This window comes from Mumia sp. ZJ430, assembly GCF_011751845.1.
Classification (GTDB): Bacteria; Actinomycetota; Actinomycetes; order Propionibacteriales; family Nocardioidaceae; genus Mumia.
On sequence record NZ_JAAHFK010000003.1, the window covers coordinates 549,065 to 565,634 of the forward strand.

The 16,570-nt window shown below is 70.0% G+C and carries 16 protein-coding genes and 1 pseudogene; 11 read left to right on the plus strand and 6 right to left on the minus strand.

What is annotated here, in order from left to right; genetic code table 11:
* Window position 1 precedes the first annotated feature (1 nt).
* Window positions 2-1,666 (minus strand): DUF885 domain-containing protein, encoded by a 1,665-nt coding sequence (locus tag HCT63_RS14730; RefSeq protein WP_167006285.1) that lies wholly within the window; start codon window positions 1,664-1,666, stop codon window positions 2-4.
* 119 nt (window positions 1,667-1,785) lie between these two features.
* Here HCT63_RS14730 and HCT63_RS14735 point away from each other — a divergent pair.
* The 3 genes and pseudogenes from HCT63_RS14735 to HCT63_RS14745 all read left to right on the plus strand — a co-directional run.
* A pseudogene (locus HCT63_RS14735) lies at window positions 1,786-2,383 on the plus strand (ribonucleotide-diphosphate reductase subunit beta); the annotation flags it as partial.
* 37 nt (window positions 2,384-2,420) lie between these two features.
* Window positions 2,421-2,897, plus strand: a complete 477-nt coding sequence (locus HCT63_RS14740; RefSeq protein ID WP_167006288.1) for a GNAT family N-acetyltransferase — start codon at window positions 2,421-2,423, stop codon at window positions 2,895-2,897.
* Window positions 2,898-2,928: 31 nt separating this feature from the next.
* Window positions 2,929-3,564, plus strand: a complete 636-nt coding sequence (locus HCT63_RS14745) for a maleylpyruvate isomerase N-terminal domain-containing protein (protein ID WP_167006291.1) — start codon at window positions 2,929-2,931, stop codon at window positions 3,562-3,564.
* Here HCT63_RS14745 and HCT63_RS14750 read toward each other — a convergent pair.
* The 4 genes from HCT63_RS14750 to HCT63_RS14765 all read right to left on the minus strand — a co-directional run bounded on the left by HCT63_RS14750 (window position 3,551) and on the right by HCT63_RS14765 (window position 5,945).
* Window positions 3,551-3,925, minus strand: coding sequence for a DUF2809 domain-containing protein (locus HCT63_RS14750; protein ID WP_167006294.1), 375 nt, complete (start codon window positions 3,923-3,925; stop codon window positions 3,551-3,553). The genes HCT63_RS14745 and HCT63_RS14750 overlap by 14 nt on opposite strands.
* An 88-nt stretch (window positions 3,926-4,013) precedes the next feature.
* Window positions 4,014-4,646: a (2Fe-2S)-binding protein gene (locus tag HCT63_RS14755; protein ID WP_167006296.1), complete on the minus strand. Its 633-nt coding sequence runs from the start codon at window positions 4,644-4,646 to the stop codon at window positions 4,014-4,016.
* Between the two features lie 17 nt (window positions 4,647-4,663).
* Window positions 4,664-5,254, minus strand: coding sequence for a class I SAM-dependent methyltransferase (locus HCT63_RS14760; protein WP_167006299.1), 591 nt, complete (start codon window positions 5,252-5,254; stop codon window positions 4,664-4,666).
* Between the two features lie 97 nt (window positions 5,255-5,351).
* A complete protein-coding gene (locus HCT63_RS14765; protein WP_167006302.1) occupies window positions 5,352-5,945 on the minus strand; it encodes a TetR/AcrR family transcriptional regulator in 594 nt (197 codons plus the stop codon).
* 78 nt (window positions 5,946-6,023) lie between these two features.
* On the opposite strand from HCT63_RS14765, the gene HCT63_RS14770 reads away from it, so the two are divergent.
* The 4 genes from HCT63_RS14770 to HCT63_RS20280 all read left to right on the plus strand — a co-directional run bounded on the left by HCT63_RS14770 (window position 6,024) and on the right by HCT63_RS20280 (window position 10,455).
* A complete protein-coding gene (locus HCT63_RS14770; protein WP_167006304.1) occupies window positions 6,024-7,526 on the plus strand; it encodes an NAD(P)/FAD-dependent oxidoreductase in 1,503 nt (500 codons plus the stop codon).
* Window positions 7,523-8,812, plus strand: coding sequence for a cytochrome P450 (locus HCT63_RS14775; RefSeq protein WP_167006307.1), 1,290 nt, complete (start codon window positions 7,523-7,525; stop codon window positions 8,810-8,812). The genes HCT63_RS14770 and HCT63_RS14775 overlap by 4 nt, the downstream gene beginning before the upstream one ends.
* Window positions 8,813-8,865: 53 nt before the next feature.
* On the plus strand, window positions 8,866-9,834 hold the full coding sequence (locus tag HCT63_RS14780; RefSeq protein WP_167006310.1) for an NADPH:quinone oxidoreductase family protein: 969 nt from the start codon (window positions 8,866-8,868) through the stop codon (window positions 9,832-9,834).
* 90 nt (window positions 9,835-9,924) lie between these two features.
* Window positions 9,925-10,455, plus strand: a complete 531-nt coding sequence (locus HCT63_RS20280) for a tail fiber protein (RefSeq protein ID WP_208322448.1) — start codon at window positions 9,925-9,927, stop codon at window positions 10,453-10,455.
* A 95-nt stretch (window positions 10,456-10,550) separates the two neighbouring features.
* Here HCT63_RS20280 and HCT63_RS14790 read toward each other — a convergent pair whose 3' ends face one another.
* Window positions 10,551-12,080, minus strand: coding sequence for an amino acid permease (locus HCT63_RS14790; RefSeq protein WP_167006313.1), 1,530 nt, complete (start codon window positions 12,078-12,080; stop codon window positions 10,551-10,553).
* Window positions 12,081-12,245: 165 nt separating this feature from the next.
* On the opposite strand from HCT63_RS14790, the gene HCT63_RS14795 reads away from it, so the two are divergent.
* From HCT63_RS14795 to HCT63_RS14810, 4 genes are read left to right on the plus strand one after another with little or no spacing between them, the layout of a single operon-like run.
* Window positions 12,246-13,613: a glutamine synthetase family protein gene (locus tag HCT63_RS14795; RefSeq protein WP_167006314.1), complete on the plus strand. Its 1,368-nt coding sequence runs from the start codon at window positions 12,246-12,248 to the stop codon at window positions 13,611-13,613.
* Window positions 13,614-13,620: 7 nt separating this feature from the next.
* Window positions 13,621-14,328, plus strand: coding sequence for a gamma-glutamyl-gamma-aminobutyrate hydrolase family protein (locus HCT63_RS14800; RefSeq protein WP_243843047.1), 708 nt, complete (start codon window positions 13,621-13,623; stop codon window positions 14,326-14,328).
* The gene (locus HCT63_RS14805; protein ID WP_167006320.1) at window positions 14,325-15,791 is read left to right on the plus strand and encodes an aldehyde dehydrogenase family protein; all 1,467 of its coding nucleotides are present in this window, start codon (window positions 14,325-14,327) and stop codon (window positions 15,789-15,791) included. The genes HCT63_RS14800 and HCT63_RS14805 overlap by 4 nt, the downstream gene beginning before the upstream one ends.
* Window positions 15,788-16,567 carry a 3-oxoacyl-ACP reductase gene (locus HCT63_RS14810; RefSeq protein WP_167006322.1) on the plus strand — a complete coding sequence of 260 codons (780 nt, stop codon included), beginning with the start codon at window positions 15,788-15,790 and terminating at the stop codon, window positions 16,565-16,567. Before HCT63_RS14805 ends, HCT63_RS14810 begins: the two co-directional genes overlap by 4 nt.
* Window positions 16,568-16,570: the final 3 nt, after the last annotated feature.

The following is a 16,570-nucleotide window of genomic DNA, read 5'->3' on the forward strand; positions in this document are numbered from 1 at the left end:
GCTACTCCCCCAGCAGCGACCGACGCAGCGTGCCGAGCCCGATGCTGCCGACGGCGAGCGCGCGACGGTGGAAGTCCTTGAGATCCGCGCCGTCTGCGCCGTTGGCCGCGACCCAGTCGTCGCGCAGCTGCTCCCACAGCCGCTGCCCGACCTTGTACGAGGGCGCCTGACCGGGCCAGCCGAGGTAGCGGTTGACCTCGAACCGGACGAACGCCTCGCTCATGTTGACGTGCTCGAGCATGAACGGCAGCGCGTCGTCGCCGGTCCAGGGCCCGGAGCCGTCGGGCTTGGGCAGCCCGAGGTGCACCCCGAGGTCGACGACGACGCGCGCGGCGCGCATCCGCTGCCCGTCGAGCATGCCGAGGCGGTCCGCAGGGTCGTCGAGGTAGCCGAGATCAGCCATCAGCCGCTCGGCGTACAGGGCCCAGCCCTCACCGTGCCCGGAGTTCCAGTTGAGCCGGCGCCAGGCGTTGAGCTCGGCACTGTTGTAGGTGGCGAGCCCGACCTGGAGGTGGTGCCCCGGCACGCCCTCGTGGTAGACGGTGGTCAGTTCACGCCACGTGTCGAACTCCGTGACTCCCTCGGGCACGGACCACCACATCCGGCCCGGCCGCGAGAAGTCCTCCGTCGGCCCCGTGTAGTAGATGCCGCCTTCCTGCGTCGGCGCGATCAGGCACTCCAGCGTGCGCAGCGGGTCGGGGATGTCGAAGTGCGTCGCCCCCAGCTCGAGGACGGCGCGGTCGCTCGCCGCCTGCATCCACTCGCGCAACGCGTCGGTGCCGTGCAGGCGACGGGCCTCGTCCGCCTCGAGGTACGCGACGGCCTCGGCGACGGTGGCGCCAGGGAAGACCTGGTCGGCGACCGCCTCCTGCTCGGCGACCATGCGCGCGAGCTCCTCGACGCCCCAGGCGTAGGTCTCGTCGAGGTCGATCTGCACGCCGACGAAGCCGCGCGACGCCAGCGCGTAGCGCTCCCGCCCTGCCGCGTCGTCGGTCGGCGCCACCGGGGCGAGCTCGTCGGACAGGAACGTCGCGAGCTCTCCGTACGCCTCGGCGGCCGCACGCGCCCCGCGCTCGAGGTCTGCACGCAGCCCCCCAGGCGCGGCGGGGTTCGCGACGAGGGCGCCGAAGAACCCGTCCGGCGCCGCGTAGGTGCGCGCCTGCTCCGCGACCTCACGGACCTGTCGTACGGCCGGGATGTCGCCTGCGGAGATGCCGGCGCGCAACGACGCGACGTATCCGCCGAGGGCTGTCGGAACGTTGCCGAGCCGCTTCGCGACGTGCTCCCAGTCGGCCTCGGACTCGGTCGGCATCAGGTCGAAGATCTCGCGGACGCTCTGCGCGGGCGACGCGATGACGTTGAGGTCGCGCCGCCAGTTGCCGGCGTCGTGCTGCTCCACCTCGAGCTCGAGCGTACGGATGAGCTCGTCGCGCGTGATCGCGTCGGTCTCGTCGCGCACCTCGGTCGTACGGACGCGGGCGAGCGCCCGGCGCGCGGCCTCGGCGTGGGCCTCGGCGCCCTCGGGGGAGAAGTCGGTGTACTCCCCCTCGCGACCCGGCCGGCCGAGCTCGACGTGCAGCTCGGGGTTGAGATCGAGCATCTCGATGAGCCATGCGTCGGCGAGCTGGTCCATGGGCGTGGTCGTACGGGGGGTGGAGTCACTCATGGACCGAAGGTACCCACTCCCCCGCCCGCCCCACGATTTGCGCGGTTATCCACGTTGTTCGGCGTCGAACCGGTGGATGAGGCGTCAAATCGTGGGGCGACCTGGTTCGAAGGTGCCGACTTCTCCGTACGGTCAACAAGGCGCTCGCGGTTGGCGTCTCCCCGTACGTCAACGCCGCGGAGTGTCACCTCTATCTCGCGAAGCAGATGTGGGAGGAGGCGAACCACTGCATGTCGTTCGCGTATGCCTCTCACGTCGAGGTGCCGTCGATGGCGGCGAAGGAGGCGTTCGAGGTCCGTGACATCACGCGGATGACCGAGCAGACCCTCGCCCTCACGACCACCGCAGGCAAGCAGGACTTCGTCCGCAACCTCATCGCGTAAAACGTGATCCTGGAGGGCACTGGATCGTGCGTGACGAGAGCCTGCGCCTGAAGTTCGGGATCAACCTCATCCTCACCGTGCTCGACGAGAACCCCGATGTGGCGACGCCTGAGTTCGCCGACGAGATCCGGCAGATGATCCTCGATGCGGTGGAGATGGAGGAGGCGTACAACCGCGACCTGCTGCCCGGCGGGATCCTCGGGCTCAATTCGAGCCGCACTACCGCGCCGCGAATCAAGCGAAGTGGATGGCGACCGCGAACGACTCCTTGCAGCTGGTGAACTTCTTCGAGTCGACCAACACCTCGTACGAGGTCAACGCGCGGGCGCACTGATGAGTGCTGGGCGCACAGCACCACCTAGCCTGACGGGATGACCCCGCAGCTGCGTCCCGCCCGCACGGAGGACGCAGCGGCGGTCGCGGCGATCTGGCACGAAGGCTGGGGAGACGGGCACCTCGGCCAGGTCCCGGAGGCGCTGGTCGCCGCGCGGACACGGGCGTCGTTCGAGGAACGGTCGCTCGCGCGCGTGCCTGACACGACCGTCGCGGTGGTCGGGGACGACGTGGCGGGGTTCGTCATGGTCGCCGGCGACGAGGTCGAGCAGGTGTACGTCGACCGCGCGTTCCGTGGCAGCGACGTGGCATCGGCCCTGCTCGCGGAGGCCGAGCGTCGGGTCGCGGCGGCGGGAAACCCACAGGCGTGGCTCGCGGTGGCCCCGGGCAACGCGCGGGCGCGCCGCTTCTACGAGCGGTGCGGGTGGATCGACGCCGAAGGCTTCGCGTACGAGGCGGAGGTGGCCGGCGGGCGGTTCGCAGTGCTGTGCCGCCGGTACGTGAAGGACGTCTGAGCTCCGCCCCGCACGCCTAGGATCGCGTGTCATGGATCCACGAGATGCCGCGTTCGTGACCGCCGCCCACATCGCCGCTGCTCTCCTCACGAGGCCCGAGGTCGCAGCGAAGTGGGGCGAACCGAGCGCGTTGCCGAGGATGACGGTGGGGATGCTCGCGTGCCACCTCGGGCGGCAGACCGTCGCTGCCGGCGACCTCCTTGGGGTCGACGGCGCCACGTCACCGCTGCCGGACACGGCCGAGCACTACCGTCGTGCCGCGTGGGTGACCGCGACGAGCCTCGACGACCCCGCGCACGACCGCACGCGCGACGAGCAGGAGGCGGCCCTTGGCTTGGAAGCGCTTCAGGTCCGATGCGCTACGTCGCTCGCGAACGTCGAGCGGCTCCTCGAGGACGGCGAGGTCGCTGACGTGGTCGCGATCCCGTGGCAGGGCTGGAGCCTGACGCGCTCCGACTTCCTGCTGACGCGGATGCTCGAGATCGTCGTCCACACCGACGACCTCGCCCGCAGCATCGACCTGCCGACGCCTGAGTTCCCCGACGACGCCTATCTGCCGGTCGTCCATCTCCTCGTCCAGCTCGCCGCCGAGCGCCACGGGCAGGCGGCGCTCACCAGCGCGCTGACGCGGAGCGAGCGGATGCCGGAGGCGATCAGCGCGTTCTGAGCTGCCCGACAACGCTGCAGAGCACGCCGCCGACGGCCGCCCCTACGGCGTACCGAAGCAGGTCAGGCGCCCAGAACGTTGTCCCCAGCACGAGCCGTGCGGCTGGCACGTGCTCCGCCACCGCGACCGGGATGCCGGTGAGCTGGAAGAGCTCGACGGCGACGCACACCGCGAACCCGACGAGCGCAGCCACGGGCGGCGGCGTAGTTGGCCGGACCGCCACCACGAGCAAGACGACCAGGGTCGCGTAGAGCGCGTCACCGGCTGGTCCCGCAATCGGTGCGGGAAGGACGGCTCGTGCGGCCAGCCCAGCCGCGACCACACCGAAGATGGCGACGGACGTCGCGGTTCGAGGACTCATCGGGTCGAGATGTTAGGCGGGCCAGGGGTCGCGGCGCTTGTGCTTCGATCGGTGCTCCCCGGTGACACCGATCGACCGCACACGGGGCTCACTGGGGTTGGGTGAGGACGCAGTCGCCGCAGTAGCCGCCGCCCGGGACGCGGTAGTAGAGGCAGCACGACCTGCGTACGAACCAGCCTCGTACGACGTCACCGGTGCCGGCGAACGGGGCGCGGGCGAGAACCGCCGACGCGTACGTGGCGGCTGACGGCGCGAGCTGTGGATGCATGGAGCGGAGCGCGGCCACCGCTCCGAAGAGTGCCGACGTCGCGTTGCCCCACAGGACCGTGCGCGACAACGCGAAGCCCGTGGCGAACCGCTCGACGAGCGGCGTGAGCATCTCACCCGGGTCGACGGCACGCGCGTGCGGCTCAACCGCCAACGGCCACGGGCCGGTCTCGAACGGACGCCACCACGTCGCGTCGAGCGTCACTGGCGGTGCCGGCACGCCGAGCGCGGCGGCGCCAACCGCGGGCGAGAGCAGCCGTGAGAACAATCCGAGCGCCACCGTCGATGCGGCGACCCGCTCCTCGACGTCGGTCCCGCCGAGGGCCTCCCGCGTGGAGACGACCCGCTCCTCCAGCGGGCCCGGCGCGAGCAGGTCGGAGAGCGGTCGCCACCCCGCGACGGTCGGGTCGACCGGGAGTGCGTCGACCGCGAAGTACGGGCCGAGCGACGACACGCCCCCCGTACGAAAGCTCACTGCGGCACGCGCAGCAGCGTGACCGCGAAGTCCGCCGTGTCGTCGTACGGCACGAGGTCCCACGTCGCGAACCGCTGCTCGACCTCCAGCCCGACGGCTTCCGCGTCCGCGTCGAGCGCTTCGACCCCGTACGGCCGGTCGGTCCGGAAGCCGAGCACGATCCGGCCGCCGGGGCGTATGTGCGCCCGCAGCCGCTCGAGCACGGCGCGCTCCGAACCGGGCGCGAGGAACACCATGACGTTGCCGGCGACGACGGCGAGGTCGAACGGGTCACCGGGGAGGTCGAGCGTGGCGAGATCGGCGACCTGCCACGTCGGACCCGGATGATCGTGCGCGGCGGCCTCGATGAGCGCCGGGTCGACGTCGACGCCGACCACGTCGTGGCCTGCCGCGTACAGGCGCGACCCCACGCGGCCCGGGCCGCACCCGCCGTCGAGGATCCGGGAACCTGGCGGGACGAGCGCGTTCACGAGCCGCGCCTCACCGCCGAGGTCCGCACCCTCGCGCTCCATCGTGCGGAAGCGCTCGATGTACCACTGCGAGTGGCCGTCGGAGGTCTCGCTGAACCAGCGCGGTGTCGAGGTCATGCCTCCATCCTGCCTCGCGCGCTCGACCCACCGCCGCGCGCGTCGGCTGCTCGCTGGTCACGCGAGTCGGGCGCGGTGACCACACACGTACCAGCGCTCAGCCGGCCTCCGGCGGGAGGAGCAACGAGCGGATCGTGGCGGTGAACGCGTGCACGTCGATGGTCGGGTCGAGCGAACGCTGCGCCCCCATGCCGATCCCGAGGCTCAGGAGCGCCAGCGCGACCTGGTCGGCGGGCAGCACGAGCCGCATCCCCGTACGGCGCCCGATCTCGAGCAGCAGTGCCGCGATCGCCTCGCGGATCTGGACGTGCCGGGCGGCGAGCTCGGTCGCCACGAACGGGCTCGTCCGCACCACCGCGGCGAACTCGACCTCCAACGCGGTCCAACGCGGCTGCCCGAGCCGTACCTTCAGCCAGCCCTCGAGGCCGTTGATCGCGTCGTCGTACGTGGTAGCGACCCCCACGGCCTCCACGACCTCGGCCACCATCTCGCGGTGGATCTCGTCCAGGACGGCGAGCCCGAGCTCCTCCTTGCTCTTGAAGTTGGAGTAGACCGCCCCCTTGGAGAAGCCGGCCTCGAGCGCCACCCGATCCAGGCTCGTCGCACCGTAGCCGTCGTCGAGGAAGAGGGTGCGCGCCGTCGCCACCAGCGCCGTGCGCGTCATCGCCTGACGTTCTGCCCGAGTGGACATCGAACCCCTCTCGCGAAAAAAGAATATGACATCAAGAGTGTTGCATCCAGCTCAGATACCATTAGTATCTGAGCCGTGATGACCCAAGATATCGTGATCATCGGCACCGGCTTCTCCGGTATGGGCATGGCCATGAAGCTCGAAGAGGCGGGGCGCGACGACTTCGTCATCCTCGAGAAGGCCGACGACGTGGGCGGCACCTGGCGGGACAACACCTATCCCGGCTGCGAGTGCGACGTCCCGAGCCACATGTACTCGTTCTCGTACGAGCTCAACCCGCACTGGTCCAAGTCGTTCTCCGGCCAGGCCGAGATCTGGGACTACATGCGCAAGGTCGCCGACGAGCGCGGCATCCGCAAGCGCATCCACTTCGGCAAGGAGGTCGTCGGCGCCCACTGGGACGAAGCCCGCGAGCGCTGGACGATCAACACCGCCGACGGCGACGTGTACGACGCGCGCGTGCTCGTCGCGGGAGTCGGCGGGCTCCACATCCCCAACATCCCGGAGATCGAGGGCGCCGACACTTTCGCGGGAGCACGTTTCCACTCCGCGGAGTGGGACCACTCGGTCGATCTCACCGGCAAGCGGATCGCCGTGATCGGCACCGGGGCGAGTGCGGTCCAGTTCGTGCCGATCATCGCCGAGCAGGCATCACACCTGACGCTCTTCCAGCGCACTCCCCCATGGGTCCTGCCGAAGAACGACCGCCCGATCGGCCCGGTCAGGCAGGCGATCTTCGAGAAGGTCCCCGGCGCCAACCGTGCGTACCGCGATGCTCTCTACTGGGTGCTCGAGTCGCGCGCCATCACGTTCAACGGCCATGTCCCGGCGTTCCTGAAGATCGCCGAGAAGGTCGTCCACGCCCACATCGCCCGGCAGGTCGAGGACCCGGCGCTCCGCGAGAAGCTCACCCCCGACTACCGCCTGGGCTGCAAGCGCGTGCTCCAGTCGAACGACTACTACAAGGCGTTCAACCGCGACGACGTGGCGCTCGAGACGACGGGCATCGCCAAGATCGTGCCCGAAGGCGTCGTCGACCGCGACGGGGTGCTCCACGAGGCCGACGTCATCGTGTACGGGACGGGCTTCCACGTCGTCGACGCCTTCGATCACCTCAACTTCACCGGCCGCGGCGGCACCGACCTGGGTCGGCTGTTCGCCGCGCAGGGCGTCGAGACGTACCTCGGCATCACCATCCACCAGTTCCCCAACCTCTTTTTCATGCTCGGCCCCAACACCGCGCTCGGTCACAACTCGGTGGTCTTCATGATCGAGCAGCAGGCGAAGTACATCGTCCGCTCGCTCGACGAGATGGACCGCCAGCGCGCCACGACGATGGAGCCGACCAAGCTCGCCCAGGACGCGTACAACGCCGACATCCAGGCGCGGGTCGAGAAGGGCATCTGGACGCAGGGCGGCTGCACGTCGTGGTACCTCGACGCAGCTGGCAAAAACCGGACGATCTGGCCGAAGTTCACGTTCCAGTACTGGTGGGACACCCGCATGGTGCGCGACCAGGACTACGTGTTCACCCGCGCCCGACGCACGGAGAAGGCGGACCTGGAGAACGCGTCGGCATGACCCTCCCACCCGGACCGCGCTGGCCTTCCGTCGCCCAGACGGTGGCGTTCATCGCGTTCCGCAACCCGCTCCTCGACCATCTCTCGCGCACGTACGGCGACTCGTTCACCCTGCGGATCCTCCCCGGCCCGCGCACGATCGTCGGGATCAGCAGGCCCGACGAGATCAAGCAGGTGTTCGCCGGCAGGTCTGAGGACTTCCACGCCGGCGAGGGCAACGAGATTCTCCGCCCCGTCATGGGAGACCACTCGGTGCTGCTCACCGACGAGAGCGAGCACCTGCGCGCCCGGAAGCTGCTGATGCCCGCGTTCAACGGCGCGTCGCTGCGCGGCTACCGCGGACTCGTCGAGGTCATCGCCAAGAGGGAAGTCGACCGCTGGCACGACGGTCAGCGCCTCGTCACGCACACGCGGATGAACGCGCTCACGCTCGAGATCATCCTCCAGGTCGTCTTCGGGGTGACCGACGAGGAACGCCTCTCCACGCTGCGACCACGGGTGATGCGGATGGTGGAGGTGTCGCCGCTGCTGCTGCTCGGCTGGGCCTACCCGAAGCTGCACCGCTTCGGCCCCTGGAAGGCATACTTCGGCAACCAGGCCGCCGTCGACCGGCTCCTGTACGACGAGATCCGCGACCGGCGCGGCGTCAGCGACCTCGCCGACCGTACGGACGTGCTGTCGCGGCTGCTGCAGGTCGGGGCGACCAGCGAGGACGAGCCGCTGACCGACGCCGAACTGCGCGACCAGCTCGTCACACTGCTCCTCGCGGGCCACGAGACGACAGCGTCCGCACTCTCGTGGACGCTGCACGAGCTCGGCGCCAACCCCGACGTCCAGGCCGAGGCGCTGCGCGCGGCGGACCAGGGTGACGGCGACTTCCTCGAGGCGTGCCTCAAGGAAGCGATGCGGCTCCACCCGATCATCGACCAGGTCGCACGCCGCGTCACCTCGCCGCAGAAGATCGGCCGCTGGTCGTTGCCGACCGGCGCCGTTGTCACGCCGTCGATTGCACTCGCCCACGCGTCGAGCGACAGCTTCGGCGACCCGCAGCGCTACCGTCCTCGCCGCTTCCTCGACGAGACGATCGCGCCGAACACGTGGCTGCCGTTCGGCGGCGGCGTACGACGCTGCATCGGCGCCGGGTTCTCGCTGATGGAGGGGACGGTGGCGCTCAAGGAGGTCCTCACGCGCTACCGCGTCTCCGTCGACGGCGAAGAGGTCTCGATGCTGCGCAACATCACCCACGTCCCGAAGCACAAGGCCGTCGTGACGCTGCACGGGCGCTGACTCAGGCCGTGGACTCGATGACAACTAAGCGCACGCTTAGGTAGGCTCCGAGGATGCGTGCCGTGCAGATCACCTCACTCGAAGGACCGTCCGCCGTCGAGGTCGTCGAGATCGACGCCCCCGAGCCCGGACCCGACCAGGTCGTCATCGACGTCAAGGCGTCGGGGGTGTCGTTCCCCGAGTTGCTCCAGAGCCGCGGGCAGTACCAGTACAAGCCGGACCTCCCGTTCGTCCCCGGATCCGAGGTCGCGGGCGAAGTCGTGTCGGCGCCGTCCGGGTCGGGCTTCTCCACCGGCGACCGCGTCACCGCACTCACGATCCTCGGTGGGTTCGCCGAACGCGCCGTCGCCGACAGCGACGTGACCTTCCACCTGCCCGACAACGTCTCGTACGAGCAGGGGGCGGGCCTGCCCTTCAACTACCTCACCGCGCACTTCGCGCTGCTCAAGCGTGGTCATCTGCGCAACGGCGAGTCCGTGCTCGTCCAGGGCGCGGCCGGCGGCATCGGGACCGCGTCGATCCAGGTTGCGAAGGCGTTCGGCGCGGGCCAGGTCATCGCCGTCGTCTCCACCGACGCCAAGGGCGAGGTCGCCGTGGCCGCCGGCGCGGACGCGTACGTGCTCGTCGACGGGTTCAAGGACGCCGTCAAGGAGCTCACCGGTGGCCACGGCGTCAACATCGTGGTGGACCCGGTCGGCGGCGACCGCTTCACCGACTCGCTGCGCAGCCTCAAGGACGACGGCCGCCTCCTCGTCATCGGGTTCACCGCCGGCACGATCCCCGAGGTGAAGGTGAACCGTCTGCTGCTCAACAACCTCGACGTCCGCGGCGTGGGCTGGGGAGCGTACGTCATGAAGCGCCCCGGCTACATCGCGGCGCAGTGGCAGGAGCTCGTGGCGCACCTGGAGTCCGGTGCGCTGATCCCCCCGATCGGCGGCCGCTTCCCGTTCGAGGATGCGTCTCGCGCACTCGAGGTCATCGACAGCCGCGAGGCCCTCGGCAAGGTCGTGCTCGTCCCCTAGCTCCTCAAGATCCGTACGGGCGACCCCTCGCTCGCTCCACACTCCAGGTTGGCGGCGCCCGACCGCGGTGCCGCGGACAGGAGAGGTGAGATGCGCGGTGCATCGATCGCTGCAGCGACAGTCGGCGCGGGAGCACTCGTGCTCGGTGGCGTCGTCGTCGCGGACGCGGCCACGACGGCACGCACGGTGAAGGTGTGCACGACGAAGAAGGGCGTCGTCGTCAGCGCCACGAAGTCGGGGAAGTGCCGAAGGGGCTTGAAGAAGGTCACGCTCAACACCCGCGGACCCGTCGGTTCGCGCGGACCCGTCGGACCCCGCGGGGCGACCGGCCCTGCGGGGACGACCGCGTTCGGGAACGGCACCGGGACGTTCGCCGCTGGGAAGGGCACCGAGTGCACCATCGGCGAGGTGCGGCTCTTCGCCGGCGCCGTGGGGACCGGCGTCCCCGCGAACGGACAGGTGCTGCCGATCGCCCAGAACACCGCGCTGTTCTCCCTCCTCGGAACCACGTACGGCGGCAACGGGCAGACGACGTTCGCGCTGCCGGACCTGCGCGCAGCAGCGCCGGACGGCATGACGTACTTCCTCTGCGTCGAGGGGGTCTTTCCCAGTCGCGACTGAGCCGAGCCGGATCGACTGACCGACGTGACCCGACCGAGGGAGTGCGCCGCACCGAATCCCCCCGTGATCCGGCGAGGCGCACCCCGGTACGGGGGTCAGTCGGTGTGGCCCTTGAGGATCTCGTCCTCGATGGTCCCGCCGACTCCTTCCTTCTCCGGGTCGTACCCGTGCAGACCGCCGGTCACCGCGTACTCCTCCTCCGGCGACAGCACCAGGCGGTGGCGTCCCCAGAGGGCGAAGAGCAGCAGCATGACCACGTAGATCAGGACGATCGCGATCACGGCCGGGCGGTAGGTCTCGTTGAGCAGCACGCCGATGAACGTGACCGCTGCGATCACTCCGGCGACGACCGCGCCGCCGATCCCGACCGGGCTGACGTACGGGCGGACGGCGTTGGGGAACTTCCGCCGCAGCAGCACGAAAGCGACCATCTGCAGGAAGTACGCGAGGACCGCGCCCCAGACGGCGATGTTGAGGACGATGTCACCGGCCGCGGAGCCGACGATGTCCACGATGACCAGCGCAACAAATCCGATCACCGCTCCCGCCACCAGCGCGACCCATGGCGTTTGGCGCGCACCGGTGAGCGAGAGGAACTTCGGGTAGTAGCCGGCCCGCGACAGGGAGAACATGTTGCGCCCGTACGCGAACATGATGCCCTGCAGGCTCGCCAGCAGACCGATCAGCGCGAACGCCGACAGCAGCGCGGCGAGGTCGGCGGACAGGAACGCGCGGAAGCCGTCGAGCAGAGGCTCTCCGGACTCGCGGATCTCCTGCGACCCGGTGACCGCCGGGTTGAGGAACAGGACGATCGCGGCCGTCGCGATCAGCGTGATCAGACCGCCGATCCCGGCACGCGGGATGTCCTTCTGAGGCTCGTGCGCCTCCTCTGCCGCGAGCGGGAGCTCCTCGATCCCGAGGAAGAACCACATCGCGAACGGCAGCGCGTACAGGACGCCCTCCCACCCGAACGGGAGGAAGCTGGAGTTGCCCTCGTCCGGCGTGATGTTGTTGAGGTTGCTGAAGTCGACGGCGCCATTGGCGAAGGCGAGGATCGCGAAGAGGACCAGGACGCCGATCGAGATGACCGACACGATGATCGCGAACTTGAAGGAGATCTCCGCGCCGAGCGCGTTGAGGCCGACGAACACCGCGTAGAGGACGATCCACCAGATCCACATGTTGTCGCTGAGATCGAGCCCGATGAGCTCGTCGGTGATCGAGTTCGCGTAGATCGCGGAGAACAGCACGATGACGCCGGTGGTGAAGACGTACTCGATCGTCTCGGCGAGCCCGGTGACGAAGCCGCCCCACGGACCCATCGCCGCCCGCGAGAACGAGTACGCGCCGCCGGTGTGCGGCATCGCGGCCGACATCTCGCCGATCGAGAAGAGCATGCCGAAGTACATGACGACGATGACGATGCTCGCGACGAGCAGACCGCCCCACCCTGCGGCGTCCAGACCGAAGTTCCAGCCGGAGAAGTCGCCCGAGATGACCGCGCCGACGCCGATGCCCCAGAGTCCCCAGAAACCGGCGGAGCGCTTGAGCTGACGTTTCTCGAAGTAGCCGTCCTGGGCGTGGGAGTACGTCGCCCCCGACGCCGTGAGCTTGTCACCGGACATCTGGTCTCTCCTGTCGCAGGGCCGTTGCTTGGTCTGACCCTAGACCCGCCATTGGTGGCCTCGACATACCTTTGACTGCACAGTTCTGTTGAACTTGCGGCTGACGCTCGAAAAAACGGGCAATCCAATGGTTGAATCGAGCCATCGACCACGACGGGAGCCACCATGGGAGTGACGTCGGGCAACCTCACGCTGGGGGAGCTCGCTGACGCCATCGCGATCGGCGAGATCGACACGGTGATCGTTGCGTTCGCCGACATGCAGGGCCGCCTCACCGGCAAGCGGGTCTCGGCACGCCTGTTCCTCGAGGAGGTCGCGGAACACGGCGCGGAGTGCTGCGACTACCTGCTCGCGGTCGACGTCGACATGAACACGGTGAGCGGGTACGCGATGTCGAGCTGGGAGACCGGGTACGGCGACATGGTGATGCGCCCGGACTTCGACACGCTGCGGCGCATCCCGTGGCTCGACGCGACCGCACTCGTCGTCGCCGACCTCGAGGACCACCACCGTGGCCCGGTCGGCCCCGCACCCCGTACGGTCCTGCAGCGCCAGGTCGCGCGTCTCGCCGAGCGGGGGCTCGTGCCGTACGCGGGAACGGAGCTCGAGTTCATGGTGTTCGACACCGGCTACCGCGAGGCGTGGGCCAAGGGCTACCGCGAGCTGACGCCCGCGACCGACTACAACGTCGACTACGCGATGCTCGCCTCGACCCGCATGGAGCCGCTGCTGCACGACATCCGGCGCGGCATGGACGGTGCCGGCATGTACTGCGAAGGCGTCAAGGGCGAGTGCAACCGTGGCCAGCAGGAGATCGCCTTCCGGTACGCCCACGCGCTGGCGACCTGCGACAACCACACGATCTACAAGAACGGCGCCAAGGAGATCGCCGATCTGCACGGCAAGAGCCTGACCTTCATGGCGAAGTATGACGAGCGCGAAGGTAACTCGTGCCACGTCCACCTCTCGCTGCGCGGTGTCGACGGCGCGCCGGTGTTCGCCGACGACGACGGCCCGCACGCCATGTCGCCGATGTTCCGCAGCTTCGTCGCCGGGCAGCTCGCGACCCTACGCGAGCTCACGCTCTTCTCTGCGCCGCACATCAACTCGTACAAGCGCTTCGCGGAGGGCAGCTTCGCTCCGACGGCGGTCGCGTGGGGTCTGGACAACCGGACGTGCGCGCTGCGCGTCGTCGGGCACGGCGACACGATGCGGATGGAGTGCCGTGCCCCCGGCGGCGACGTCAACCCGTACCTCGCCGTGGCCGCGCTGATCGCCGGCGGCCTGCACGGCATCGACGCGGAGCTCGAGCTCGACGCCCCGTGCGAGGGCAACGCCTACACCAGCGACGCCCCGCACCTGCCGACGACGCTGCGCGAGGCGGCGACGTTGTTCGCCGAGTCGAAGGTGGCACGCGAGGCGTTCGGCGACGAGGTCGTCGAGCACTACCTCAACAACGCGCGCGTGGAGCAGACGGCGTTCGACGCGGCGGTCACCGACTGGGAGAGGGTGCGCGGCTTTGAGAGGCTCTGAGCGACCGGTGATCGGACTGACGACCTATCTCGAGCAGTCGGCCACCGGCGTGTGGGACGTCCAGGCATCGTTCCTGCCACGGATCTACTTCGACGCGATCACCCGGGCCGGTGGCGTCGCCGTGCTGCTGCCGCCCCAGCCGCCCGACGGCGCGGCGCGCGTCCTCGACGGGCTCGACGGCCTCGTCCTCACCGGAGGCAAGGACGTCGACCCCACCTCGTACCGGCAGGAGCCGCACCCACTCACCGACGAGCCGCGGCGCGACCGCGACGCGTGGGAGCGCGCGCTGCTCGACGGCGCGCTCGTACGCGACCTGCCGGTGCTCGGTATCTGCCGTGGCGCGCAGATGCTCAACGTCGCGCTCGGGGGCACGCTTCACCAGCACCTCCCCGACGTCGTCGGGCACGCGCGCCACCAGCTCGGTGACGCCGTGTTCTCCACGACGACCGCCCGGATCGTCCCCGGTACGAGGCTGGCCACGATCGTCGGTGACGCGGTCGACGCCCAGTGCTACCACCACCAGGGCCTCGACCGGCTCGGCGACGGGCTGGTCGTCAGTGCCCGCGCCGACGACGGCACGGTGGAGGCCGTCGAGCTGCCGTCCGCGCCGTTCGTCGTCGCCGTCCAGTGGCATCCCGAGGAGACCCTCGACGACCTCCGACTCTTCGCCGCGCTCGTCGACGCCGCGGCCGACCGCCAGGAGCTCCGCGTATGACCACGACCGACGTCCACAACCCGGCCGACGGCTCGGTCCTCACGACGCTCACGCTGCTCGATGCCGAGGCCGTCGACGACGCCGTCGCGCGCGCCCGTACGGCCCAGCGGGCGTGGGCGCGGCTCGCTCCGGCCGGACGGGGGGAGGCGATGCGGGCGTTCTCCGGCGTCGTCCGCGCGCACGTCGAGGAGCTGGCGGCGCTCGAGGTCGCCAACAGCGGGCACCCGATCGGGCAGGCGCGCTGGGAGGCCGGCCACGTCGCGGACGTGCTGACCTACTACGCGGCGGCGCCCGAGCGGTTGTTCGGGCGGCAGATCCCGGTCGCGGGCGGCGTCGACCTCACGTTCGCCGAGCCGATCGGCGTGGTCGGCGTCATCACGCCGTGGAACTTCCCGATGACGATCGCGTCGTGGGGCTTCGCACCCGCGCTCGCGGCCGGCAACGCGGTGCTGGTCAAACCCGCCGAGTGGACGCCGCTCACGACGATCCGGCTCGGCGAGCTGGCGTCGGAGGCCGGGCTGCCCGCGGGCCTCCTGCAGGTGCTGCCGGGCAAGGGCTCGGTGCTCGGCGAGCGGCTCGTCACGCATCCGGGCGTCGGCAAGGTGGTCTTCACCGGGTCCACGACCACCGGTGCGCGGGTGATGGCCGCGGCCGCACCGACGATCACGAACGTGACATTGGAGCTCGGCGGCAAGAGCGCCAACGTCGTCTTCGCCGACGCCGATCTCGAGCGCGCCGCAGCGACGGCCCCGTACGGGGTCTTCGACAACGCAGGGCAGGACTGCTGCGCCCGCAGCCGCATCCTCGTCCAGGAGTCGGCGTACGAGCGGTTCATGGAGCTGCTCGAGCCTGCCGTCGCGGGAGTGCGCGTCGGCGACCCGGGCGACGAGACGACGGAGATGGGGCCGCTGGTGTCGGCGCCGCACCTGGCGAAGGTCGCCTCGTACGTGCCGGACGACGCGCCCGTCGCCTTCCGCGGATCGGCGCCGGACGGACCGGGCTACTGGTTCGCACCGACCGTGCTCACGCCGTCGTCGCGCACCGACCGGACGGTCGTGGAGGAGATCTTCGGGCCCGTCGTGACGGTGCAGCGGTTCCGCGACGAGGCGGACGCGATCGCGCTCGCGAATGACACCGCGTACGGGCTGTCCGGCTCGATCTGGACGCGTGACGTCTCACGTGCGATGCGGGTCGCTCGTGCGGTCGAGGCGGGCAACCTGTCGGTCAACTCGCACGCGTCGGTGCGCTACTCGACCCCGTTCGGAGGGTTCAAGCAGTCCGGGATCGGGCGTGAGCTCGGACCCGACGCCCCGTTCGCCTTCACCGAGACCAAGAACGTCTTCCTGGCCGTCGAAGACGGGCCAGGAAGCAACCAGCACAGCCTGGCCGTCGAAGACGGGCCAGGAAGCAACCAGCAACGCGTGCTCGTCGAAGAGGACCCAGCATCCGAGGAGTCCGCATGACCGTCGACCTCACCCAGCGCCTCGCCGGCCGCGTCGCCGTCGTCACGGGGGGTGCGAGCGGCATCGGGCTCGCGAGCGCCGCCCGGATGGCCGCCGAGGGCGCGAAGGTCGTCATCGGCGACATCGACCCGGCTGCCGGCAAGGAGGCCGCCGAGACCGTGGGCGGGCTATTCGTCCCCGTCGACGTCGCCGACGAGGCACAGGTGAGCGCGCTGTTCGACGCCGCTGCCGACGCATACGGGGCGGTCGACATCGCGTTCAACAACGCGGGCATCTCGCCTCCCGAGGACGACCTGATCGAGGCGACCGGCATCGACGCGTGGCAGCGGGTGCAGGACGTGAACCTCACGTCCGTCTACTTCTCGTGCCGCGCTGCGCTGCGCCGCATGGTGCCCGCGGGTCGCGGGTCGATCATCAACACGGCCTCGTTCGTCGCGGTGATGGGGTCGGCGACGTCGCAGATCTCCTACACGGCGTCCAAGGGCGGCGTGCTCGCGATGTCGCGCGAGCTCGGCGTCCAGTACGCACGTCAGGGCATCCGGGTCAACGCGCTGTGCCCGGGGCCGGTCAACACGCCGCTGCTGCAGGAACTGTTCGCCAAGGACCCGGAGCGGGCGGCACGCCGCCTAGTCCACGTGCCGGTCGGCCGGTTCGGCGAGCCCGAGGAGATGGCGGCGGCGGTCGCGTTCCTCGCCAGCGACGATGCCTCGTTCGTCACCGCCACGACGTTCATGGTCGACGGCGGCATCAGCTCGGCCTACGTGACGCCCCTCTGACAC

What these genes read in the sequence shown, in the direction of transcription:
- HCT63_RS14795 (WP_167006314.1), top strand. Translation starts at nt 12,246, where the DNA reads ATGGGAGTGACGTCGGGCAACCTCACGCTGGGGGAGCTCGCTGACGCC.
- HCT63_RS14770 (WP_167006304.1), top strand. Translation starts at nt 6,024, where the DNA reads ATGACCCAAGATATCGTGATCATCGGCACCGGCTTCTCCGGTATGGGC.
- HCT63_RS14775 (WP_167006307.1), top strand. Translation starts at nt 7,523, where the DNA reads ATGACCCTCCCACCCGGACCGCGCTGGCCTTCCGTCGCCCAGACGGTG.
- HCT63_RS14750 (WP_167006294.1), bottom strand. Translation starts at nt 3,925, where the DNA reads ATGAGTCCTCGAACCGCGACGTCCGTCGCCATCTTCGGTGTGGTCGCG.
- HCT63_RS14805 (WP_167006320.1), top strand. Translation starts at nt 14,325, where the DNA reads ATGACCACGACCGACGTCCACAACCCGGCCGACGGCTCGGTCCTCACG.
- HCT63_RS14790 (WP_167006313.1), bottom strand. Translation starts at nt 12,080, where the DNA reads ATGTCCGGTGACAAGCTCACGGCGTCGGGGGCGACGTACTCCCACGCC.
- HCT63_RS14780 (WP_167006310.1), top strand. Translation starts at nt 8,866, where the DNA reads ATGCGTGCCGTGCAGATCACCTCACTCGAAGGACCGTCCGCCGTCGAG.
- HCT63_RS14810 (WP_167006322.1), top strand. Translation starts at nt 15,788, where the DNA reads ATGACCGTCGACCTCACCCAGCGCCTCGCCGGCCGCGTCGCCGTCGTC.
- HCT63_RS14740 (WP_167006288.1), top strand. Translation starts at nt 2,421, where the DNA reads ATGACCCCGCAGCTGCGTCCCGCCCGCACGGAGGACGCAGCGGCGGTC.
- HCT63_RS14765 (WP_167006302.1), bottom strand. Translation starts at nt 5,945, where the DNA reads ATGTCCACTCGGGCAGAACGTCAGGCGATGACGCGCACGGCGCTGGTG.
- HCT63_RS14730 (WP_167006285.1), bottom strand. Translation starts at nt 1,666, where the DNA reads ATGAGTGACTCCACCCCCCGTACGACCACGCCCATGGACCAGCTCGCC.
- HCT63_RS14760 (WP_167006299.1), bottom strand. Translation starts at nt 5,254, where the DNA reads ATGACCTCGACACCGCGCTGGTTCAGCGAGACCTCCGACGGCCACTCG.
- HCT63_RS14745 (WP_167006291.1), top strand. Translation starts at nt 2,929, where the DNA reads ATGGATCCACGAGATGCCGCGTTCGTGACCGCCGCCCACATCGCCGCT.
- HCT63_RS20280 (WP_208322448.1), top strand. Translation starts at nt 9,925, where the DNA reads ATGCGCGGTGCATCGATCGCTGCAGCGACAGTCGGCGCGGGAGCACTC.